We start from the raw sequence: 23516 nt of genomic DNA on the forward strand, positions 1-23516 counted from the left end.
CTTTCCTCATTGTAAACGTGGCGCTGGCTTTAATTAAGCGCTTCCGGCCACGGGAACTGTTCCGCCTTAAGTTCGGGCGTGTGATAGTAATTCTGTAGCGCTTTGATGAAGCGGGCCGGACGTTCAGGAATGCCCTGCTCCAGATACGCCATTACCTGCGCATGAACCCGGCGCTGAAACGCCACGCGATCCGGCTCAATATCGCCTTCCAGATTGTCGCAACTGACGTTAAAGGGATACCCCGCCGCCACGCAAAACAACCAGTCGAAAGCCTGTGGCTTCACCTCAACGTCTTCGAATTGACTTTGGGTCTGCGCGTCGCGTCCGTCCGGGCAGTACCAGTAACCAAAATCAACCAGTTCGCGGCGTGCCTTGCCGGCGATACACCAGTGAGAAATCTCATGCAGCGCGCTGGCGTAAAACCCATGCGCAAAGACGATGCGGTGATACGGTACCTGCGCGTCAGCAGGAAGATAGATCGGTTCGTCGTCGCCTTTAATCAGACGGGTATTAAATTCTTCGGCAAAGCAGCCGTTAAAAATCTCAATTAACTGTTCGTAATGGTGCGTACTGTTCATTAATTCATCCCCAACCAGTGGAGGATCTCCTGTCCGTGGCTATCATAAAGTAACCTGGCGCTCATCACCGCCGAGACAATAACGATCATCGGTCTGATAAGCTTTTGGCCTTTGCTCAATACCAGACGCGACCCCATTCGCGCCCCTAAAAACTGACCAACCAGCATCACGAAGCCCGTCGCCCAGATCACTTTGCCGCCGATGATAAATAACAGCAGGCCGCCAACGTTGGAGGTAGCGTTAAGCACTTTGGCATGTGCCGTGGATTTCGCCAGGTTATAGCCACATAAGGTGACAAACGCCAGAGCGTAAAACGACCCGGCGGCAGGCCCGAAAAAGCCGTCGTAAAACCCGACGCATCCCCCGGCTATCAGCGCGAACGGTAATCCATACAGGCGGCGCTGGCGATCTTCCTCGCCCAGCTTCGGCATCAATAAAAAATAGAGGCCGATGAAAATCACCAGGATGGGCAAGATCTGGCGCAAAATATCCGCCTGCACGTGCTGCACCAGCAGCGCGCCGCTCATCGAACCAATGAACGTCATCAGAATATTGAGCTTTTGCTCGGCCAGGTTTACCACTTTACGGCGAATAAAATAGAGCGAAGACGAGAGAGAGCCGCCGCACGCCTGTAATTTATTGGTCGCCAGCGCGTTTGCCGGCGACATCCCGGCGGCCATCAGCGCAGGGATAGTGAGCAGCCCTCCGCCCCCGGCGATAGAATCAATAAATCCTGCCAGTACGGCGACAAAAAACAGCACCACCAGCAGCAGCGGGGAGACCATAAACAGATCATAAAAATTGTCCATCAGAGTACATGCTCATCCAGTAGCGCCTGGCAGGAAGGCGGCAACGGCGGCGGTGTCTTCTTCTCAGGCTTTGTGGTGCCAGGTTTTGGCGGTTCGAACCAGCTTTGCAGTTCAGCGCCGCATCCATCGCCCGGCGGGGGTAAAGGTTGATCTTCGCACTCCAGGCTGTCGGCAGGGCAGCGTAAACGCACGTGCATATGCGCGCGATGCTGGAACCAGGGGCGTACTTTACGTAGCCAGTCACGATCGCTTCCGGCATCGAGGCAAAGCTGTTGTTTAATGGCCGGATTGACGAAAATACGGGTGACGTCATTGTCTTGTGCCGCCAGTTTGATCAGACTGGCGATATCCGACGACCAGCGCGACGGCACGACATGTTTACCGTCGCGGGACACCAGATCTAACGCCTGCGGGCGCAATAGCTGCGCCTGGCTCCAGCGCGTTTTCGGCAACTGCAAGAAAATATCCACATCAAGCCCGGTCTGATGACTGGCGTGTCCGCCATTAAAGCGGCCTCCGGCAGGCATCCCCATGTCGCCTATCAGGACGGTTCCGAGCCCCCGTTGCTGCGCCTGATGACTCAACCGCTGGATAAACATGACCAGATCCGGGTGGCCGAAATAACGGCGCTGATCGGTGCGCATCACCTGATAATTATCGGACTGTACCGGCAACGTGTCGGCGCCAATGATGCATCCGTTGGCAAAGCTACCGATAGACTGGGCTGCGCCGGGGACAGGATGAGTTATTTTCTGCCACGGCGTCGCCGCCAGGCTGGCGCTACTGACAAACCATGCCAGCAGCGCAATCGCGGTTTTTTTCATTTCTTACCAGCGTGGAATCTCTGTCTTTACATCCGCATTCTGTGCCCGATGGCGCAGCAGGTGATCCATCAGCACGATCGCCAGCATGGCTTCTGCGATCGGCACTGCGCGAATCCCCACACACGGATCGTGGCGCCCTTTGGTGATCATCTCGACTTCTTCACCCATCCGGTTGATCGTACGTCCCGGCACGGTAATGCTGGAGGTAGGTTTCAGCGCCATATGCGCCACAATGTGTTGCCCGCTACTGATGCCACCGAGGATGCCGCCAGCGTGGTTGCTCTGAAAACCCTGCGCCGTGATTTCATCGCGATTCTGGCTGCCGCGCAGCGCCACCACGTTAAATCCTTCGCCGATCTCCACGCCTTTCACCGCATTAATGCTCATCAGCGCATGGGCGATGTCCGCATCCAGTCGGTCAAATACCGGTTCGCCAAGCCCTGCCGGCACGCCGCTCGCCATCACCGTCACTTTCGCGCCGATGGAGTCACCCTCTTTTTTCAGCGCGCGCATCAGTTCGTCCAGCGCGTCAAGTTTGTCCGCATCGGGACAAAAAAACGGATTAAGCTCAACCTGACGCCAGTCTTTAATCTCCAGCGGAATATCGCCCATCTGGGTCAGGCAGCCGCGGATTTCGATGCCGAACTTTTCCGCCAGGTATTTCTTGGCAATCGCCCCTGCCGCTACGCGCATCGCGGTTTCACGCGCGGAAGAACGTCCACCGCCACGGTAATCGCGCAGGCCGTATTTCTGCTCATAGGTGTAATCCGCGTGTCCCGGACGAAAAACATCTTTAATCTCGCTGTAGTCCTGCGAGCGCTGATCGGTGTTTTCAATCAGCAGGCCAATGCTGGTGCCGGTCGTCACGCCATCAAACACGCCGGAGAGAATTTTTACCTGGTCCGGTTCGCGGCGCTGGGTAGTATAGCGCGAGGTGCCGGGGCGGCGTCTGTCGAGATCGTGCTGCAGATCGGCCTCCGTCAACGGGATGCCGGGCGGCACGCCATCGACGATACACCCAAGCGCCAGCCCGTGTGATTCGCCGAAAGTGGTTACGCGAAAGAGTTGTCCAATTGTGTTTCCTGCCATCACGGCTCCGTTATCGTTGTTATCGTTTGCGTGTTTTAATCTTTATAAATATTGAAATGTTCACGGGCCGCGAGCAACTGCGCTTTGGTCAACATAAAGACGCCATCGCCGCCGTTGTCAAACTCCAGCCAGGTGAACGGCACATCCGGATACTGCTCCATCAGATGTACCATGCTGTTTCCGACTTCACAAATCAGAACGCCGTCATCGGACAGATAATCCGGCGCATTTCCCAGGATACGACGGGTCAATTTGAGGCCGTCAGTGCCGGACGCCAGCCCCAGCTCAGGTTCGTGGCGATATTCGTTCGGCAGATCGGACATATCCTCCGCATCGACATAAGGCGGGTTAGTGACAATGAGATCGTACTGAACTTTCGGCAGATCGCGGAACAGATCGGAACGGATTGGCGTCACGTGATGGATAAGACCGTGTTCTTCAATGTTATGCTCGGCGACAGCCAGCGCATCCGGCGAAATATCGACCGCATCAACCTCTGCGTCCGGGAAAGCATAAGCACAGGCGATGGCGATGCAGCCGCTACCGGTACACATATCCAGAATATATTTCGGCTGTTGACTAATAAGGCCGGCGAAGTGGTTATTAATCAGCTCGCCAATCGGCGAACGCGGCACCAGCACGCGCTCATCGACATAAAATTCGTGGCCGCAGAACCAGGCTTTATTGGTCAGGTAGGCGACCGGGATACGCTCGTTAATGCGACGAACCACTCGCTCGACAATGCGGTGTTTTTCGCTGGACGTCAGCCGCGCGGTCCGCATATCTTCCGGAATATCCAGCGGCAGATAAAGAGACGGCAACACCAGTTGTACCGCTTCATCCCACGGGTTATCGGTACCGTGTCCATACCAGATATTCGCCGCGCTAAAGCGGCTTACCGCCCAGCGCAACATGTCCTGAATGGTATGCAGTTCACTTACTGCTTCATCGACGAAAATTTTATCCACGTATTCCTCCAGGGCATGCTCGCATTAAATTCGGCGGCTAGTTTGCCACGAAGACAGGGATAAATCAGCATTGACGCGGCGGGAGAATACGAAAAATCCGTTTTGACCGTTCGGATATCCTCCGGGTCGGGTAAACTAAGGCAAAAGATCAGACGAGACCCACGAATGAAAAAGAAAACATCGCTCAGCGAGGAGGACCAGGCGCTGTTCCGTCAGCTGATGGTCGGCACCCGAAAGATTAAACAGGATACTATCGTCCATCGGCCGCTGCGCAAGAAAATCACGGAAGTCCCTACCCGAAGGTTAATTCAGGAACAGGCGGACGCCAGCCACTATTTTTCCGATGAGTTCCAGCCGCTGCTCAATACGGAAGGGCCGGTAAAGTATGTCCGTGAAGATGTCAGCCATTTCGAGCTAAAAAAAATGCGCCGCGGCGACTATTCGCCAGAACTGTTTCTGGATTTACACGGCTTAACGCAGCTTCAGGCCAAGCAGGAACTGGGGGCGCTGATTGCCGCCTGCCGTCGGGAACATATTTTTTGCGCCTGCGTCATGCATGGACACGGTAAACATATTCTGAAACAGCAAACGCCGTTATGGCTGGCGCAGCATCCGCATGTGATGGCCTTTCACCAGGCGCCAAAAGAGTACGGCGGCGACGCCGCGCTGCTGGTGTTGATTGAAGTGGAAGAGTGGCAACCGCCCGAATTACCCTGATGCGGAATTGCCGGATGGCGGCGCAAGCGCCTTATCCAGCCTACGAACAGCCAGCGCTGTCGTAGGCCTGATAAGCGAAGCGCCATCAGGCAGCAAAGATTAAATCGCTTTCGCCATTTTCAGATTGCAGGGACTCATTTGCCAGTTGAATGTCCCCTTGCCGCTTTCATCAAGCGTAACGTTGGCAATTGCGGACGTCGTGAACATCGGCGGCGTTTCGCCCGGACAAAGCTCAGATACCAGGTATCCGACCAGAGGTAAGTGAGAAATCACCAGCACCGATCCGATCTCTTCATTGGCCAGCGCCTGGAGGTAGGCGCTGACCAGACCGACATCGCCACAGGGCGTTAGCTCCGGCAGGACATCCACCTGAGCCGGCAGATTCATACAATCGCCGACCACATCTAACGTCTGTTCGGCCCGAAGAAACGGACTCACCAGAACACGTTCGATATCCACTTTTTGACCTTTCAGCCAGTTCGCCATCAGGCGAGACTCGTCACACCCACAAGGGGTCAAGGGACGAACCGAATCACTGGCGGCATCGAGGGCTGCGTCGCCGTGACGCATGATAAAAACTTGCATATTGCACCGCTTTTGTTAACCAGTTTCACCAACACGCTTACCACATGCCCCTATTGGCTGCGGCAAAAATGCGGTGGCCGGCATTGTGCCTTATCCATTCACCGAATGAAACGCTGTTTTTTACCTCAATGGCGTAAGTATAGTCAATCCTTGATTATTATTTCGCCACCAAGGAGGCATTCAGTGCGGATTCATATTCTCTTTGACCTCAATTTCCTTGGTCAGTTTCCCTATTCGTCCAGAAATGCTCCCTGCGCTCCGCCATGCGCACTAATTGTTCACAAGGCGCGTAACGAGGACCGTAAAGTGCGGCCAGGCGCTGTAATGTCGCCACCATTTCACCCGGCCCGAGAGCATCCATATAGCGGAACGGGCCACCGAGAAACGGCGGAAAACCGATACCAAACACGGCGCCGATATCGCCATCGCGCGCGCTGCGAATCACTTTTTCGTCGAAACAGCGCGCCGCTTCGTTAAGCATTAACATGACACAGCGCTCTGCCACCTGCTGCGCAGACAATCGACTCTGCCCTTGCACGCCAATAAGCTTATAAATAGCAGGGTCAACCTGTTTTTTGCTTTTACGCCCTTTTTCGCCATAAAGATAGAAACCGCGACCATTTTTTCTACCTTTGCGATCGTCATTCAAAATTGAAGCGACAACATTTGCAGGCGCGCTAAAACGTTCTCCATACGCCGCCTCAAGCACAGGAATAATTTTAGTGCCCGTGTCGATTCCTACCTCATCCAAAAGTTGGATTGGCCCCACCGGAAAACCAAATTTTACCAGGGCGGCGTCAATATGTTCGACGCGTTCGCCTTCAGTCAGCATCCGAATCGCCTCATTGATATATGGCGCAAGAATTCGGTTAACATAAAACCCGGCTTTATCGCTGACGACTATCGGGGTTTTACCCTGTTTTTTCGCCAGCTTAACGGTCGTGGCGATGGTCTGCGCGGAAGTAGACGCATGAGGAATGACCTCAACCAGCGGCATTTTTTCGACCGGGCTAAAAAAGTGCAATCCAATCACCTGTTCCGGTCTGGCCGCATTCGCCGCAATATCGCCAATCGGCAGGGAAGAAGTATTGGAGGCAAAAATGGTGTGAGCAGCGCAATTTTGTTCCACTTCCGCCACCATCTGTTGTTTTAACGGCAGATCTTCAAACACCGCTTCAATGACCAGATCACGATGACTGAAACCACGGTAATCGGTCGAACCTGATATCAACGCCAACTGTTTATCGCGTTCGCTGGCTTTGATATGGCGGCGGCGTACTTTTGTTTCAAGCAGATCCCAGCTGTACTTCAGAGCATGATTGATCCCCTGAGTATTTATATCCTTAATTCGTACTGGCAAGCCGCCTTTACAGGCCGTAACCCAGGCGATACCGCCGCCCATTAACCCGCCGCCTAAGATGCCCACGCTGTTCAGCGGGCCGGGCGGCGCATCGCTACCGGGATCTTTTTTCACCTCGGTACTGGCAAAGAAAATAGCACGCAGCGCCTGCGATTGAGGCGTCATCGCCAGCTCGCCGAAAGCGCGCGCTTCCGCGTCATAGCCGCTACTGCTGCCCTGCGCCAGTCCGGTTTCAATCACATCAATGATCCGCTCCGTCGCCGGATAATTACCCTGCGTTTTTTGCGCCGTCTTTTTACGCACCAGGCGAAATAACAGCGCGCGCCCCAGCGGCCCCGCCAGGATACGTTCACGGACCGGTAATGTCCGTTGCGCCAGACGTTCTTTTTTAGCCAGCTCGACAGCCGCTTCCAGTAAAATAGTTTGCGGCACCACATCATCAACCAGCCCGGCTTTAAGCGCCTGTCTGGCGCGAAGCTGTTTACCTGTCAGGATCATATCCAGCGCGGTACTGACCCCCACCAGCCGTGGAAGTCGCTGCGTTCCGCCCGATCCCGGTAAAAGCCCTAACTGTACCTCCGGCAGTCCAAGAACGGTTTTAACGTCATCGGTACAGATGCGCCGATGGCAGGCCAGCGCCATTTCAAGGCCGCCCCCCAGACAGGCGCCATGAATGGCGGCGATAACCGGAACAGGCAACGCCTGGATCTCCGCCATCAGTTGTTGCCCCTGACGCGCCAGCGTTTCCGCTTCCTGCGCGTTTTGGCAGTGGCCTATCATGTTGATATCAGCGCCAGCAATAAAGTTATCTGCTTTGGCTGAGATAAAAACAACGCCCTGCAACGCTTTATTTTCCCGGATCTGCTTCAGGATGGCGCGTACCTGCGCGGCAAACTCCGCTTTCAGGGTGTTCACCTTTTCTCCAGGGACATCAATAGCGACAACCGCGACATTATCCAGACGCACGTTAAGCATAAAAGCTGATGTGGTAGTCATTATTCCGCCTCCAGAACCATCGCCGCGCCAAGACCGCCAGCCGCGCAGGCCGTGACCAGGCCAAAACCTCCGCCCCGACGCCGTAATTCATGCAACGTTTGGGTTATCATCCGCGCGCCCGTTGCGGCAAAAGGATGCCCGTAGGCGATTGAGCCGCCGAGCACGTTGAATTTAGCGTCATCCACCTCCCCTGTTGCCTGCGCACGACCAAGCACCTCACGGGCAAATCGTTCGCTGCCCAGCAGTTGTAAGTTCGCCAGAGTCTGGGCGGCAAACGCTTCATGCATGTCAAAAAGCGTCAGATCGGCCATCGTCAACCCGGCCCGCTCCAGCGCCAGCGGCGTTGACCAGGCCGGCCCCAATAGCATGTCCTGCCAGACATCAATAGCGGTAAAGGCGTAGCTGCGCAGATAACCAAGCGGGTGCAGCCCCAGCTCTTTAGCGCGGGATTCGGTCATCAGAATAACGGCGGCAGCGCCGTCGGTCAGCGGTGTACTATTGGCGGCGGTCACGGAGCCATGTTTTCTGTCAAAAGCGGGACGCAGTTTAGCGTAGTCCGCCAGCGTGGAGGTGCCGCGAATGTTGTTGTCTTCTGCAAAGGGGTTTTTATACGGCGGCACATAGGTCGTCATCACTTCTTCCGCCAGTTTACCCTCCGCCCATGCCTGCGCGGCGCGCTGATGTGAACGATGCGCCAGCGCGTCCTGCTGTTCACGCGTAATACCATACGTTTTCGCCATCTGTTCGGCGGTATCGCCCATGCGCAGACCGGTGGAATACTCAGCAACGGCGGGAGGAACGGGCAGCAGGTCGCGTAAGCGCAGACGAGAAAAAAGCGTCAGCCGTTGGCGGGTCGTCCGGGCTTTATTGACATCAACCAGTACCCGCGCCAGGGCTTTACTCACGCCTATTGGCAGTACCGACGACGAATCTGCGCCGCCAGCGATACCCGCGCGTATCGTGCCGGCCATCAGGCTTTCCGCCACATTCGCTACCGCCTGAAAACTGGTGGCGCAGGCGCGGCTTACGCTATAGGCATCGGTATGAACATTCATCCCCGTACCCAGCACAATTTCGCGCGCAATATTGGGGGCTTCCGGCATTTGTACTACCTGACCAAAAACCAGTTGCTCAATGGCATCGGCTGGAATTTCACTGCGCGCCAGCAGCTCGCCTACCACCATCTTGCCGAGATCAACAGCGGGAATACCATGAAATGCAGTGGCCTGACGAGCGAAGGGGGTTCGTAACCCACTGACAATAGCAATGCGATCGCCCTGACGGGTGACCAACGGTAAAGCCTGACGCATAGTACTCCCCTGTAAAAAAATAAATTAGTGGTCTGACCTGATCACAGTCTTAACCAATTTTTTACATTTAGCCAAGCAGAGAGAAAAGAAAGTGGGAGCTAAGGCACAGTGAAGGGAAGCGACAAAAAAAGAAAACGCCTCCGCCAGATGATGACGGAGGCGTCGTGAATGAACGGATTAACGCAGGCCGAGCTGGAAGATCAGCGTTTCTGCTTCGCAGGCGAAAACAAAATCAATATCCAGACGAACGCCTTCGGATTCCTCGGTAAAGGTTGGCGTAATTTGGCAAGGTTCAGACTCCACGCTACGCGCTTTTTCGGTTAACGCCGCCAGCGTCTCTTCAGCCTCTGCGCGGGTAGCGAATACGCGGCTGTATGACGCGGTGCAATCGGAGTTGTCCATGATGGTTCCAACGTCCATACAGCAGCAAACCGGGGTTTCATCAGCACTGCATTTACTCATTGTAGATTTCCTCTGTATTTGCACCCAGGGTGCCAGATAAACGATGGGGATATTTTACGCTCCCGGCATTCGCCTCTCCAGTCGTTAATGGAGGGAAACGCGTTAAGTGACCGAAATCACACTTAAAAATGATCTAAAACAAAAATCGCGCGATCGGGTGACCGTTAAGCCCGCCGATTTTGCCAGCCAGATCTCGTTTCTAAGATCACAATTGAAAAAACTTATAAACATACTTGCAACATTCTAGCTGGTCAGACCTATACTCTCGCCACTGGTCTGATTTCTAAGTCGTACCGCAGACCCTACACTTCGCGCTCCTGTTACAGCATGTAACATAGTTTGTATAAAAATAATCAATGAGGTTATGGTCATGAGCCAGAAAACCCTGTTTACAAAGTCTGCTCTCGCAGTCGCAGTGGCAATCATCTCCACCCAAGCCTGGTCTGCAGGCTTTCAGTTAAACGAATTTTCTTCCTCTGGCCTTGGCCGGGCCTATTCGGGTGAAGGCGCAATCGCAGATGATGCGGGTAACGTTAGCCGCAACCCGGCGTTAATTACCATGTTTGACCGCCCGACGTTTTCAGCGGGCGCGGTTTATATAGATCCTGATGTTAATATTAGCGGGACATCGCCATCTCGTCGGACGTTAGATGCGGATAACATCGCACCGACGGCCTGGGTGCCGAACGTCCATTTTGTCGCCCCGATTAACGATCAGTTTGGCTGGGGGGCTTCTATTACCTCTAACTATGGTCTGGCGACAGAGTTTAACGACACATACGCCGGCGGCTCGGTTGGCGGTACGACCGATCTTGAAACCATGAACCTGAATTTAAGCGGCGCTTATCGCTTAAATGAGGCCTGGAGCTTCGGCCTTGGCTTTGATGCGGTATACGCGCGCGCGAAAATCGAACGTTTTGCGGGCGATTTAGGCCAGTTGGTCGCGGCACAGAATCCGGCGCTGGCGCCGGTCGCGGGTCGGATTCCCAGCGACACCAAGATTGCCCACCTGAACGGTAATCAGTGGGGCTTTGGCTGGAATGCCGGGATCCTTTATGAACTGGATAAAAATAACCGCTACGCGCTGACCTACCGCTCGGAAGTCAAAATTGACTTTAAAGGCAACTACAGTAGCGATCTTCCCATCGCTATAAACCAATTTAATCTGCCCATCCCAACGGCAACCGGCGGCGCGACGCAGTCAGGCTACCTGACGCTGAATCTGCCGGAAATGTGGGAAGTGTCCGGTTATAACCGTGTGGCGCCACAGTGGGCCATCCACTATAGCCTGGCCTATACCAGCTGGAGCCAGTTCCAGGAATTGAAGGCAAAATCGACCGCTGGCGATACGCTCTTTGAGAAGCATGAAGGCTTTAAAGACGCTTATCGCATTGCGTTGGGCACCACCTATTACTACGATGACAACTGGACGTTCCGTACCGGTATCGCCTTCGATGACAGCCCGGTACCAGCGCAAAACCGTTCTATCTCTATTCCGGACCAGGACCGTTTCTGGCTGAGCGCCGGTACGACTTACGCCTTTAATAAAGATGCGTCTGTCGACGTTGGCGTCTCTTATATGCATGGTCAGAGCGTGAAAATTAATGAAGGCCCTTATCAGTTTGAATCTGAAGGGAAAGCCTGGCTGTTCGGTACTAACTTTAACTACGCGTTCTAATCTCTTTCTGAAACGGATCAAAAAGGTGAGCATTGCGCTCACCTTTTTATTTACTGCCGTTTATTCCGAGTCGATCTCTTTGAGTTCGTCCTGAATCGCCTGCGCGTTCGGGTTTTCCTGCGGCTTGAGTTTTCCGCCATTGGCGATAAAGTCATGACGCTGGAAGTACGCCTCGCGCACCATAATATAAGGATCGGAAGACTGGCGCAGCAAACCATCGGAGTCCAGCAACTGCGCGCGGGTTTCTATCCCTTCGACAGTCCATTTTCCTATGGACATTGGCCAGGTCAACCACGAGAGCACCGGATACAAGGTATCCGCCATATCCCCGCCATCTTCACGCAGCGTGAAGCTGCCGTAGAACGGAAGTTGCATATAAGGCCCATACCCCACGCCATAATGGCCCAGCGTACTGCCAAAGCGATGCGGTTCAACGCGCTGCAGCTTAGGATTCGCCATTCCCGCGACGTCAATAAAGCCGCCCATCCCTAATAAGGTATTCAGGAAGAAACGGGTGAAATGCACCATACCCTGATAAGGATCGCCCTGCAGGAAATAGTTCACCATGATCGCCGGTTCTTCGAGGTTGCCGGTGAAATTACTTAAACCGTTACGCGCAGGCTGTGGAACATAATCACGCCAGGCGACCGCGACCGGCCGAACAACATACGGGTCCAGCACATTAAAGTTGAAGTTGTACATGGTGCGGTTAAACCCTTCAAATGGGTCTGAACGCCCCTGCTGTTCTGTACCGGAACTCGCACACCCGACCAGCAGTGTGGTTCCCAGCGCCAGCGCCGACAGGCGAAGCTTCATAGATGTCTCCCTGTGAATTATGGCTATCGCTGATTGCCATCCATGACGGAACGCTACCGTATCCGCCTGTTTAGGTGTGAGCGATTTTAACAGCACGTCAAACGATGTCTATATGCGCGATCTCATTGCTCTGAGCATAGCCTGGTAACGCAACAACGTGACGGCCCCATTCTAACGAAACAGATAAAAACGAGCGTGATCATTTTTATTTTTTCGGAGAATGCCCCGGCCTGGGTAAATGAAAAACCGCTACGCTTTATTAATATGTGTTAATCAGCAGGGATCATCATGGATAGCCTTAACGACGATAAAATTAACCGGCACAGCAGTGACCTGGAAGTTGAAAGCGAAGAAAAACAAAGCGGTAAAGAGATTGAAGTGGATGAAGATCGTCTTCCCTCCCGCGCCATGGCGATTCATGAACATATTCGCCAGGATGGTGAAAAAGAGATGGAACGCGATGCGATGGCTTTGCTCTGGTCAGCCATTGCCGCAGGACTTTCTATGGGGGCATCACTCCTGGCGAAAGGAATTTTCCACGTGCAGCTTGAAGGCGTTCCCGGCGGCTTTTTACTGGAAAATCTCGGCTATACCTTTGGTTTTATCATTGTCATCATGGCCCGCCAGCAATTATTTACTGAAAATACCGTTACTGCCGTATTGCCGGTAATGCAAAATCCCACTCTGAGTAACGTTGGCCTGCTGATGCGCTTATGGGGTGTAGTCTTATTGGGCAACCTTATTGGCACCGGGGTTGCGGCGTGGGCATTTGAATATATGCCTATATTTGATGAAGAGACCCGCGACGCCTTTGTCAAAATTGGTATGGAGGTCATGAAAAATAGCCCAACGGAGATGTTTGCCAACGCGATTATCTCTGGCTGGATCATCGCCACAATGGTATGGATGTTTCCTGCTGCAGGCGGGGCAAAGATTGTGGTCATTATTTTGATGACCTGGCTTATCGCGCTGGGCGATACCACCCATATTGTCGTCGGTTCCGTTGAAATTTTGTATTTGGTTTTCAACGGCACGCTGCCCTGGAGCGACTTTCTCTGGCCCTTCGCCCTTCCCACACTTGCCGGAAATATCTGCGGCGGCACCTTTATTTTCGCATTGATGAGCCACGCGCAGATCCGCAACGATATGAGCAATAAGCGTAAGGAAGAAGCGAGGCTACGCGGCGAGCGCCTGGAACGGGAGCGGAAAAAAGCGGAAAAACAGCGCTGAGTGGCGACGGTTTAACCAGTCAGGCGGCGCTACACTTACTCCGGCGAATAAAAAACGCTATACTGGCGCCGCGTTGTCCCCTTAGTTAAATGGATATAACGAGCCCCTCCTAAGGGCTAGTTGCAGGTTCGATTCCTGCAGGGGACACCATTGATACCCAGGACATTCTCTTCTTGCTGCATAACCTTTCGAGCGGTTCCCCTTTCATGTTGCTTTTATTGCCCCTATGCAATATCACCGGACATGCCATACGTTCAGCAAAAAGTCGTCATCGGCCGGTTATGACCGATGACATCCTGATGTGGTCTAGAAGCGGTACTGCAACCCCGCGGTAACCGTATAGTTATTATTAGCTATACCTGCGGCATCGCCACCAAAATAAGCCGTATCACCGCTGGTTTTATCTATGATTTGCGTACCGCCCTTACCTTCTTCATATTTACTGTAAGCAAACTCAGCAAAGATTTTTGCATTACTGGTAATATAATATCCGGCGTCAATAGAAGCGCCATAATATCGTGAATTTTCCGTTTTTTCACGGAAGGTAAGTTTGCGCATGTAGTGTTCGTCATTATCATGCGCATTTACCCAGTCGCTGTATTTAAACAGTACATTACACTCAAAGTCATTAATACGATAATCAGCCGCCAGCCCGATATAGGGCATTTCGAAACGCTGGCTATAACCTATGCCGCGCACGCCATGAGGAAAATTACCAATATATCGACCATTATCATAAATATAAGACCCGCCTCTTGCCGTCCAGCTAAAACGGGTTTCCTGATAGCCCGCTGTTACGCCCGCCTTGTAGTTATCGCCCTGCAATAACCAACCTTTCACGTTCAAATCGTATTCATTAGCATAGTTGACGCTGGTGTCCGGATGAATTGAACGATCGGTCCAGCCTGGCTGCTCACTGCTCATCCAGTCATGGTCAACCATATGACCAGATCCCGACGCCAAAGACGTCCAGCCGCGGGCGTCCAGCGTCATGAACGAATAGGGTTCCCATGATAAATCCCCCTGCAACGTGGCGACATTTTTTATTTTCCAGTCCAGTTGACTCAGCTTCCGCCCGGTGTCGGTATCATAAACCAGCTCCCTGGATTTACCATTTAACACTCCCACGGAAAGGGATGTCGTGACGCTCTCAGGAGAGACGTCCGGAATAAATAAGGTAGACTCCGCATAAGCCGACTCAGAAAATACGGCGATCATCATTACTGCAATAGCATGTTTTTTCATTTCTCTTGTCCTCATATTCAGATGTAATCTGGAGAGGTAATGAAGTTTTCATCTTGTCAAATCGTCGGACAAGAGTACATTTATTACGCCAGAGAAATTGACGCATTTTTACTTTATATTGAAGTTAAGAAATAGAATTCGATGCTCAGGAGAATAATAAGCAAGCTATAATCATGATGGAATGATTTACCATTACGGTGATGCGGCGTTATCTGGCTAACGACATCGTTGCTGATGTTGTCAGCCAGATTGAAAGTAACTGTAATATCAGAATTTATAATGCTCTTTACTTAAACCATATTTTTTCATGCGCAGATAAAGTTTTTTACGGGGAATTTGCAGGTACTCCGCCACTTCATTAATTCGTCCCTGATGAATATTTAATGCTTCGGTAATAATTTGTCGCTCATACTCTTCAACGCGCCGGTCAAGCGGGGTCGGCTCCTGAAGAAGCAACTGCGGGTTGACCGTTTCCGCCAGCGGCAGCACGCCAACAGCAAAAAGCTCTGCCGCATTAGCCAGTTCGCGCACATTGCTTGGCCAGGCGCGTCGCATTATTCCTTTCAGTAATTCCCCCGCTATTTCCGGCACTGGATGATTGAGTCGCAGGCAGGCTTTTCGAAGATAATGGCGAAATAACGGCTCGATATCATCCGGTCGCTGAGAAAGAGACTGGCAGGCGATTTGGGTCATGGCGAAACAGTAGTAAAGCTCGGCCGCAATCTGGTTAGCTGCCGCCTGCTCCACCAGCGAAGCGCTGCCAACGCCCACCAAACGAAAAGGCCGATGCTCCAGGCTTTGTAAACGCGCCAGATGGTGCTGCTGTTCGCGTGTCAGATATTCGGGATGACTCAACACCAGCGTACCTCCTTGCGCCTGGTCGATGAATGTCTCCAACTGCCCGGCATTCTCCGGCGTGAGTTCATAGCGTACCAACGGCCCTTTCGCGTTACGCCCCAGTTGATGGAGATAACGGGCGCCAGTCATACGTCCAGTGCCATGCTCACCGTAAAACCATACGGCAATGTCCGTTTCCGCCAGTTGTTGTAACCGTTGTCGAAACTGATTCATCCACTCGCTGCGCCCAATCAGTTCAACCTGTAACGTCTGCTGGCAATATTGCCGCCGTGCAATGACCGACCGGCGCTGGCGTAGCGCGTCTTCAATTAATATCAACAGCTTGCCCGGATCGACGGGTTTTTGCAGAAAATCCCAGGCGCCCTTTTTCACCGCATCAACCGCCATCGGTACATCGCCATGTCCGGTAATCAATAAGATTGGCAGTTGATCGTCATCCTGATGAAACAGCGTCATAAGATCGATACCGGAACACCCCGGCATACATACATCGCTCAAAACGATCCCCTCCCAATCCGCTTTTACCCACTCTTTGGCCTCGAAAGGATGGGTAAAGCCACGCACGCGGTAGCCTGCCTGCTCAAGCATTTGGGTATAGGCGTCAAGTACATCAACGTCATCATCAATCAGCAAAATAGAACATTCATCATTCAACATCATCGACATCCGTTACCGAGAATTGCAGCACCACGCAAGCGTTACGCGTCAGCGTCGACGCCAGACGCAGGTCGCCCTTCATTTGCGCCATCAGCGACACGCTAATCGACAGCCCAATACCCAATCCGACAGCTTTACTGGTAGTAAATGGCTTGAGTAAAGAGGGCAACAGCGCCACAGGCCAGCCAGGGCCGTTATCTGCAATATAAACCTCCAGCGCCTCTCCCTGCGTCTGCCACGTCACCGCGATCGCCGCATCATGCGAACAGGCGTCAAGCGCATTCGCCAGCACATTCACCAGAACCTGCTGAATACGCACTTCATCGCCGCTAACCCATACGGTGTCGGTTGGCAGTGAAAGCGCTCCCTGCCGGGATTGGTGGCGCATGGCTAATAACTCCCATGCCGCCACAAAGGTTTGGCGCAGATCAACGGGATACAATGGCGTTTCCAGCTCCGCCCGGCGGGTAAACTGCCGCAGCGAACGGATAATGGCGTCAATCCGGTTAATGAGCCCTTCCGCTTTGGTGAGCGTATTTCTCGCCTGTCCGCTCTGACCTTGTTCAATCGCGCGTCCCGCCGTAAATAAATACATTGAAAGCGCATTCAGCGGCTGGTTAATTTCATGCGCCAGCGTGGTCATGGTCTGGCCGACTACCGCCAGTTTCGCCGTCTGAATCAACTCATCCTGCATGGCGCGCAGGTCGGCTTCTATCTCTTTGCGCTCGGCGACCTCTTGTTCAAGCTGCCTGCGTTGCATATTGAGCTGGCCCAGCGTATGACGTAGCAAACGGGCTATCCGTCCTAGCTCATCGCGCCCGTAAACCGGGATAGTCGAGTCGGTTCTCCCCAGCCCTATCTGTACCACAGCCTGATTAAGCGCGGTAAAACGCTTTACCAGCCGGGAACGGATAAAATAGTGGTTGAGTCCCCAGGCCAGCAGCAATGCCAGGAGCGTCGCCACTAAAATAAGCCCGCCGCTAACGCGAACAATCTGTTCCAGGCGTTGATTGAACGTCTGCATTTGCTGGTGACTACTACCTAACTGCGCCTCAAGCAGCGTGCGAAAGCGCCCTAGCGTAGCCTCTCTGGCGCGGCTGGCGTCCAGTAAGGCTTTTTGCGCCGCAACATAATCGCGCATGGTATCGGGCATCTTATTTTTTACCATCCCGATTTCCAATAGTTCGTCGATGGTTTGCCGCAGCGTGATCGTACTGGGCCAGTCATCCAGCGCACGAATATTCTCATCCGCCGTTTTTTTTAGGTTTTCCAGATAGCGAATATGGGTCTCCACCAACATCCCGTCATTATTGCCGGACTTGAGCTCATTCAATCTGTCGCGCAGGTCGTCAACAATCTGATTTTCAATTCGCGCCAGGGTATATACCTGTTGCTGCTCGTTCTGCACCTCGCGCGAACGTTGCAAGTACTGCGCTGCATCGCCCTGATTCGCCTCAATTTGATCGAGCAGCGTCCCCTGCTGCCAGGTAAAATCCTGTACCAGCGAATTTAGCTCCGTGGTGAAATCATCATGGAGCCAGTCAATACGAGCGGAAAGCTCGCTGACTTTCTCCCGCACCAAAAACATGTTGTAGAGGGCGTTGTCCAGCTCCGCCAGCAAGGTCCGGCTATCCTGTAAAATGACGGCCAGTTGCCGGCGTTCAGCAAGCTGAAGCCCCTGACTGAGACGCTCAATCTTATCCAGATGCTGAATAATCTGCGTACGTAACTGCAAACGTACCGTCGTGTTCGGCGCCAGCAAAAATTCATTGAGCTGATCCACGGCCAGATTCAGGTTCCCCTCAATTAAAAAAGCGGAGTGGATGCGAGGAAAATATTCATCAAGCGAATAGCGAACCTGCGAACTTTGCTCATGCCAGGAATAAAGGCTGACCATACTGACAATCAGCGTCAGTAATGCGCCCGTTAAAAATGCGCCCCGTAAACTGTTGCTGATACTGAGCTGACGAAGCCGTTGCAATAATCTCCCCTTCATTTCAGCTCTTCCAGTTTGTGAATCGCCAGCCGCTGATTGTTCAGAAACCAGATCTGCCACTCCATCATTTTTTGTTCGGCAAAGCTTTTATTATCAAACTGCGCCAGCCAGGTTTCATCTTCGCTGCTTGCCGCATCCACCGGGACGCTGGTCAATAAGGCTCTGATTTCAGGTAAGGGGCGTTTAAGCCGCGTTTCTGCGCTGTGCAACGCTCGCCATGCATCTTTAAGCTGCGCGAGACGAAAACTGATCGCGGTATCAAACATGCGTTGTACCAGTTGCTGACGCTTCAGGATCAGACGATAGTTCAACGGCGGCTGGGCCATCAAACGCTGTTGTTGCGCGGCGCGAGGATTATCGGCGCTAAGCGGTGCGACGGGATACTTACCGGTATTCGCGTCAGCCAGTATCCTTTGCCCTTTCGGACTTAATAAGTAATGAATAAAAGCACGCGCTTCGTCTGCATGACGGCTGTTTTTCAACACCGCGACGTAAGTGGGCGACACCGCAGAATACGGGAAATAGGTAAAAGTAAGATTAGGATCGTTAAGTAGCAAATTAGCATAGTTATCAATGACCGGCCCGGCAACGCCAAGCCCGCTTTTGATTTTATCCGCTACGCCGAAACTGCGAGAGGAAATCGTGACCAAATTACCCGAGATTGCCAGCAGCGTCGCCCATCCTGCCGTCCAGCCTTTTTGCTGCAACAGCGACTCCACCATCAAATGATTGGTGTCTGAGCGTGACGGACTGCTCATTAATAGAGCGCCCTGGTAACTGGGCAGGCCCATATCCTGCCAGTCGGCAGGCGGCGGAAGATGGCGCGCAGCGAGCGCTGAACGATTGATCAATAGCCCAAATCCGGATACCGCTACCGCCACTGAAGTTGAGCGGATAGAACGCGGCACCAGCTTCTGGCTGGCGGCAGGCGCGCTATCTAATAGCGCCAGCTTTTGGTGCTCCTGAAGGTGTTGCAACAGCATGGGGGATGACGTCAGGATCAGATCGACATTTTCCGCATTCGCCGTATCAAGTAATTGCTCTAAAGAACCGCTGGTGCGGTTGAGCGTACGAATCATGACGGAACCCGGCTCCGTCTGCCAGCGCTGGATAATCCAGGCGGTCGCGCTGGGTGAAAAGGTCGTTGCCATCACCAGCTCGCGGCTGTACGCCTGGCAAGAACCGAACATCGCCGCCAGCCATAGCGTAAAAGCGCCCACTCTGGCGAAACGACCACAGCATGAGAAAAGTCGATTTGTGATCCCGTTCATAAATATCGATATCACATAAAGAAAATATTGAGACAAAACTTACCCTTTTATTTCTGTTGGCATCCAGAACAGCGTTATTTGAATAATAACGGGTCCGTCGCTCGAAAACATCAATAAAGCGTATCAGATTACTGGCAGCAAATTTGTTAATATCCGCACATGCTAACGATAAAACGGCCATGCCAATAATTAAAGTTTCACCACCCCCTTCAGGATGGGTCAAAAATAACCTTTAAATTCACCCAATTGAGTCAATTTTGACACATTTCTTCGACTTGAATTTTATTGTCACTCCTTTCACTCTACCGACAAAACCTCCTGATGTTCATCTCACTATAAAATACAGGTGACTCCATGTTAACAATATTAAAAACAGGGCAATCGGCGCATAAAGTCCCACCGGAAAAAGTCCAGGCTACGTATGGTCGATATCGTATACAGGCATTGTTAAGCGTATTTCTGGGATATCTCGCTTACTATATAGTCAGAAACAACTTCACATTATCGACGCCTTATTTAAAAGAGCAATTGGATCTCAGCGCTACGCAAATCGGCCTGCTGAGTAGCTGTATGCTTATTGCTTACGGAATCAGTAAAGGCGTAATGAGCAGTCTGGCGGATAAAGCCAGCCCAAAAGTCTTCATGGCGTGCGGTCTGGTACTCTGCGCGATTGTTAACGTTGGGCTGGGATTCAGTAGCGCATTCTGGATATTTGCCGCTCTGGTGGTCTTCAATGGCCTTTTTCAGGGCATGGGCGTCGGCCCCTCGTTTATTACCATTGCAAACTGGTTCCCTCGCCGGGAACGCGGACGCGTAGGCGCCTTCTGGAATATCTCGCATAACGTTGGCGGCGGGATCGTCGCGCCTATCGTCGGTGCGGCTTTTGCGATATTGGGCAGCGAACACTGGCAAAGCGCCAGTTATATCGTTCCGGCCTGCGTCGCCGTCATTTTTGCCTTAATTGTTCTGGTATTGGGAAAAGGTTCGCCGCGCGAAGAAGGTCTTCCCTCCCTGGAACAGATGATGCCGGAAGAAAAAGTCGTACTGAAAACGAAGAATACGGCAAAAGCGCCGGAAAATATGAGCGCATGGCAAATCTTCTGTACTTATGTGCTGCGCAATAAAAATGCCTGGTATATTTCGCTGGTGGATGTCTTCGTCTATATGGTGCGGTTTGGCATGATTAGCTGGTTGCCTATCTATCTGTTGACAGTAAAACACTTTTCAAAAGAACAGATGAGCGTCGCGTTTCTCTTTTTCGAATGGGCGGCGATTCCCTCTACGCTACTGGCAGGCTGGCTGTCAGATAAACTGTTTAAGGGCCGCAGAATGCCGTTAGCCATGATTTGCATGGCGCTGATTTTTGTCTGTCTGATCGGATACTGGAAAAGTGAATCTTTGCTGATGGTAACGATTTTCGCCGCCATTGTAGGTTGTCTGATTTACGTCCCGCAATTCCTCGCGTCCGTACAGACAATGGAGATAGTCCCCAGCTTTGCCGTAGGTTCCGCCGTCGGATTACGTGGGTTCATGAGCTATATTTTCGGCGCCTCGTTGGGCACCAGCCTGTTTGGCGTCATGGTGGATAAACTGGGCTGGTACGGCGGATTTTATCTTCTGATGGGCGGTATTGTGTGCTGCATTCTATTCTGTTACCTCTCCCATCGCGGCGCGCTGGAACTAGAACGTCAGCGCCAGAATGCGTTACATAATCAGGACTCGCTGCAGCTTGCGGACGCGCAATAAACGATTAGCCTTCCCGGGGAACAGAAGCGCCGACATTGTCGGCGCTATCTATTCGCTGACATCGTGTATACCAAAAATAATTCGAGTTGCTTAAAAGCGGCAAGGGAGTGAGTCCCCGGGAGCATAGATAACGATGTGACTGGGGTGAGCGACGTCCCGTCAGGGCGAGGCCCATGAATGGGCCGAGTAATCCATAGCCAACACATCAGCAACTTGAAGTATGAAGGGTATGTACTGACTAACGCTTACCGTATCCCACCATAAAGCGAATAATTAACCCACATGCCGGTGCGAGAAAAAGCAATAATCCGCTAACGATGTCATCGCCATCCTGCAGCCATACATTGAGTAAATAAATCAGCGCGGCAAGGATAACCATTCCCGTAAAAGAAGAAACCGCAGAAAAAGCCCCCATCACCTGACCGATATAGCCACTCACGGCAAGTATACTTATTGCAAGAAATGTCCATAAATAGATCATCTATAATACCTCCTGTCTATGGCAAGGCTTCCATATAGCCTTACGGTCCCTCTCACTTCTCCTTTAAGATAAACCTTATCAGCACGTCATTTCCATAACATTTATCTCACATTTTATTTTTCTAATCATTTTTCAATGACCTTCGTCTGAAATAAAATTATTACTGTAAAAACAATGCATTAAAAATAATGATTAGCTTATTTTTGCTACGGAAGAAATATTTACGCTTCTTGATAAAGAATTTCTGGGCGCGAGTAAATAACTGGTGGTACATTAGCCTGCCTGGCGTTCATGCCCTCGTGGTTTAGTACTGACTTAGTTTTACACTCCTTACGGGAACCATTGTCGTACATGATGGCCTAACTATACGCAAATCATTCAAGTTACCCTGATGAGCTTACTCAAGTAAGTGCTTCGGATAAGCGAACGCAACTTGAAGGATGATGCGTATTTCAGAGTGTACCGCTGCGGATAATGACTCTTCTGCGATACATTATTTTCGTATCTACAGAAGGTATTTTATGTTTTCTCAAAGCAAATTTTCACGCGCGTTTTTGCACCCGCGCTACTGGCTGACGTGGTTTGGCGTTGGCGTCCTCTGGTTACTGGTGCAGCTTCCCTACCCGGTTTTGCGTTTTCTGGGCACCCGCACCGGTAAACTGGCGCGCCCCTTCCTGAAGCGACGTGAGTCGATCGCCCAGAAAAATATTGAACTCTGTTTTCCGACCCTCTCCCGGGAAGAAAGGGAAAAACTGATCGCCGAGAATTTCCACTCTCTTGGCATGGCGCTGCTTGAAACGGGCATGGCCTGGTTCTGGCCTGATAGCCGGGTTCGCAAATGGTTTGATGTGGACGGGCTGGACAACCTTACCCGTGCGCAGGCGCAAAATCGCGGCGTAATGGTCGTTGGCGTGCATTTTATGTCGCTGGAATTGGGAGGCCGGGTAATGGGTCTCTGCCAGCCGATGATGGCGACCTATCGTCCGCATAACAATCCGCTCATGGAGTGGGTGCAGACGCGCGGTCGTATGCGCTCAAATAAAGCGATGATCGGCAGAAACAATCTGCGCGGCATTGTGGGCGCGCTAAAAAAAGGGGAAGCCGTTTGGTTTGCTCCCGACCAGGACTACGGTCCTAAAGGCAGCTCCTTTGCGCCATTTTTCGCGGTTGAAAACGTCGCCACCACCAACGGTACCTATGTACTGTCCAGGCTGTCTGGCGCCGCCATGTTGACCGTTACAATGGTAAGGAAATCCGATAACTCGGGTTATCGTCTGTATATTACCCCTGAAATGGAAGGTTACCCGGCAGATGAAAATCAAGCCGCTGCCTATATGAATAAAATTATTGAGAAAGAGATCATGCGCGCCCCGGAGCAATATCTCTGGATTCATCGCCGTTTCAAGACTCGCCCGTTGGGAGAAGCGTCACTCTACATCTGAAAAAGGCCGCAAGGCCTTTTATTTTGTCATTCCGCATTGCCATAATATTCATATCGTAAATTACTCATTCCTGCTTTTAGCGATAAGTCTCCTGTTTACAGGCGATTTTTTACTGTGTCGGCGGCGTCGCTCAATAGCGATTCATCACTGTCAGAAATTAAACTGTCGCCGATTCCCGACACTTGTAAGTTACTAAAAGTAAATAAGAAAATGCCTCTTGTTTCACCTCATTTTTAGGCGTACATTAGCGCCGTCTGGAGCGATGACGCGCAGAATTCTGAGGTGATGCAGGCGGTCGAAACACGAATAATTCTCAATTTCGTATTGTCCGGCATCAACTCTCTATAATCAGGTAAGTGTAAGTTCATTTAGGCGTACGACAGGTACGCGGAGAGATG

Annotated in this window: 20 protein-coding genes and 1 tRNA gene; 6 read left to right on the forward strand and 15 right to left on the reverse strand. The window is 52.1% G+C overall.

Annotation, left to right across the window (positions count from 1 at the left end):
* Positions 1–29: 29 nt before the first annotated feature.
* From NA389_RS20050 to prmB, 5 genes are read right to left on the reverse strand one after another with little or no spacing between them, the layout of a single operon-like run.
* On the reverse strand, positions 30–578 hold the full coding sequence (locus NA389_RS20050; protein WP_001089211.1) for an elongation factor P hydroxylase: 549 nt from the start codon (positions 576–578) through the stop codon (positions 30–32).
* Positions 578–1387: a sulfite exporter TauE/SafE family protein gene (locus tag NA389_RS20055; protein ID WP_000368599.1), complete on the reverse strand. Its 810-nt coding sequence runs from the start codon at positions 1385–1387 to the stop codon at positions 578–580. Before NA389_RS20055 ends, NA389_RS20050 begins: the two co-directional genes overlap by 1 nt.
* Entirely contained in the window at positions 1387–2211 is an 825-nt protein-coding gene (gene mepA, locus NA389_RS20060; protein ID WP_000750429.1) for a penicillin-insensitive murein endopeptidase, read from the reverse strand. Before mepA ends, NA389_RS20055 begins: the two co-directional genes overlap by 1 nt.
* Before the next feature lie 3 nt (positions 2212–2214).
* Positions 2215–3300: a chorismate synthase gene (gene aroC / locus NA389_RS20065; protein WP_000918461.1), complete on the reverse strand. Its 1086-nt coding sequence runs from the start codon at positions 3298–3300 to the stop codon at positions 2215–2217.
* 35 nt (positions 3301–3335) lie between these two features.
* Positions 3336–4268: a 50S ribosomal protein L3 N(5)-glutamine methyltransferase gene (gene prmB, locus NA389_RS20070; protein WP_001667006.1), complete on the reverse strand. Its 933-nt coding sequence runs from the start codon at positions 4266–4268 to the stop codon at positions 3336–3338.
* Positions 4269–4433: 165 nt separating this feature from the next.
* On the opposite strand from prmB, the gene smrB reads away from it, so the two are divergent.
* On the forward strand, positions 4434–4985 hold the full coding sequence (gene smrB / locus NA389_RS20075; protein ID WP_000730794.1) for an endonuclease SmrB: 552 nt from the start codon (positions 4434–4436) through the stop codon (positions 4983–4985).
* 99 nt (positions 4986–5084) lie between these two features.
* On the opposite strand, the gene sixA is transcribed toward smrB, so the two are convergent.
* The 4 genes from sixA to NA389_RS20095 form a co-directional block, all read right to left on the reverse strand.
* The gene (gene sixA, locus NA389_RS20080; protein ID WP_001195800.1) at positions 5085–5570 is read right to left on the reverse strand and encodes a phosphohistidine phosphatase SixA; all 486 of its coding nucleotides are present in this window, start codon (positions 5568–5570) and stop codon (positions 5085–5087) included.
* A gap of 208 nt (positions 5571–5778) precedes the next feature.
* On the reverse strand, positions 5779–7926 hold the full coding sequence (gene fadJ, locus NA389_RS20085; RefSeq protein WP_000214136.1) for a fatty acid oxidation complex subunit alpha FadJ: 2148 nt from the start codon (positions 7924–7926) through the stop codon (positions 5779–5781).
* Positions 7926–9236, reverse strand: a complete 1311-nt coding sequence (gene fadI / locus NA389_RS20090; protein ID WP_001248130.1) for an acetyl-CoA C-acyltransferase FadI — start codon at positions 9234–9236, stop codon at positions 7926–7928. Before fadI ends, fadJ begins: the two co-directional genes overlap by 1 nt.
* Before the next feature lie 177 nt (positions 9237–9413).
* The gene (locus NA389_RS20095; RefSeq protein WP_000030904.1) at positions 9414–9698 is read right to left on the reverse strand and encodes a YfcZ/YiiS family protein; all 285 of its coding nucleotides are present in this window, start codon (positions 9696–9698) and stop codon (positions 9414–9416) included.
* A 370-nt stretch (positions 9699–10068) separates the two neighbouring features.
* Between NA389_RS20095 and fadL the strand changes: the two genes are divergently transcribed.
* A complete protein-coding gene (gene fadL, locus NA389_RS20100) occupies positions 10069–11376 on the forward strand; it encodes a long-chain fatty acid transporter FadL (RefSeq protein WP_001549822.1) in 1308 nt (435 codons plus the stop codon).
* A 60-nt stretch (positions 11377–11436) separates the two neighbouring features.
* Here fadL and mlaA read toward each other — a convergent pair whose 3' ends face one another.
* Positions 11437–12192: a phospholipid-binding lipoprotein MlaA gene (gene mlaA / locus NA389_RS20105; protein WP_000776788.1), complete on the reverse strand. Its 756-nt coding sequence runs from the start codon at positions 12190–12192 to the stop codon at positions 11437–11439.
* Positions 12193–12480: 288 nt separating this feature from the next.
* Here mlaA and NA389_RS20110 point away from each other — a divergent pair, with 288 nt between their 5' ends.
* Positions 12481–13422: a formate/nitrite transporter family protein gene (locus NA389_RS20110; protein WP_000377772.1), complete on the forward strand. Its 942-nt coding sequence runs from the start codon at positions 12481–12483 to the stop codon at positions 13420–13422.
* A gap of 75 nt (positions 13423–13497) precedes the next feature.
* A tRNA-Arg gene (locus NA389_RS20115) sits at positions 13498–13572 on the forward strand.
* A 156-nt stretch (positions 13573–13728) separates the two neighbouring features.
* Here the strand turns inward: NA389_RS20115 and pgtE are convergent.
* From pgtE to pgtC, 4 genes are all read right to left on the reverse strand, one after another.
* On the reverse strand, positions 13729–14667 hold the full coding sequence (gene pgtE / locus NA389_RS20120) for an omptin family outer membrane protease PgtE (RefSeq protein WP_000716004.1): 939 nt from the start codon (positions 14665–14667) through the stop codon (positions 13729–13731).
* A 267-nt stretch (positions 14668–14934) separates the two neighbouring features.
* Complete coding sequence (gene pgtA, locus NA389_RS20125; protein WP_000930848.1) at positions 14935–16182, reverse strand: two-component system response regulator PgtA; 1248 nt, start codon at positions 16180–16182, stop codon at positions 14935–14937.
* Positions 16172–18178, reverse strand: a complete 2007-nt coding sequence (gene pgtB / locus NA389_RS20130; protein ID WP_000678493.1) for a two-component system sensor histidine kinase PgtB — start codon at positions 18176–18178, stop codon at positions 16172–16174. The genes pgtA and pgtB overlap by 11 nt, the downstream gene beginning before the upstream one ends.
* Positions 18175–19368 (reverse strand): phosphoglycerate transport regulator PgtC, encoded by a 1194-nt coding sequence (gene pgtC, locus NA389_RS20135; protein WP_000467985.1) that lies wholly within the window; start codon positions 19366–19368, stop codon positions 18175–18177. The genes pgtB and pgtC overlap by 4 nt, the downstream gene beginning before the upstream one ends.
* A gap of 435 nt (positions 19369–19803) precedes the next feature.
* Here pgtC and pgtP point away from each other — a divergent pair, with 435 nt between their 5' ends.
* Positions 19804–21195: a phosphoglycerate transporter PgtP gene (gene pgtP, locus NA389_RS20140; protein WP_000955747.1), complete on the forward strand. Its 1392-nt coding sequence runs from the start codon at positions 19804–19806 to the stop codon at positions 21193–21195.
* A gap of 238 nt (positions 21196–21433) precedes the next feature.
* Here the strand turns inward: pgtP and NA389_RS20145 are convergent, their stop codons facing one another.
* Positions 21434–21676 carry a YfdY family protein gene (locus tag NA389_RS20145; RefSeq protein WP_000639889.1) on the reverse strand — a complete coding sequence of 81 codons (243 nt, stop codon included), beginning with the start codon at positions 21674–21676 and terminating at the stop codon, positions 21434–21436.
* A gap of 521 nt (positions 21677–22197) precedes the next feature.
* Between NA389_RS20145 and lpxP the strand changes: the two genes are divergently transcribed.
* On the forward strand, positions 22198–23118 hold the full coding sequence (lpxP, locus tag NA389_RS20150; protein ID WP_000492778.1) for a kdo(2)-lipid IV(A) palmitoleoyltransferase: 921 nt from the start codon (positions 22198–22200) through the stop codon (positions 23116–23118).
* The last annotated feature ends 398 nt before the right edge of the window (positions 23119–23516 follow it).

Source organism: Salmonella sp. NW645 (genome assembly GCF_051703725.1).
In the GTDB taxonomy this organism is placed as follows: domain Bacteria; phylum Pseudomonadota; class Gammaproteobacteria; order Enterobacterales; family Enterobacteriaceae; genus Salmonella; species Salmonella enterica.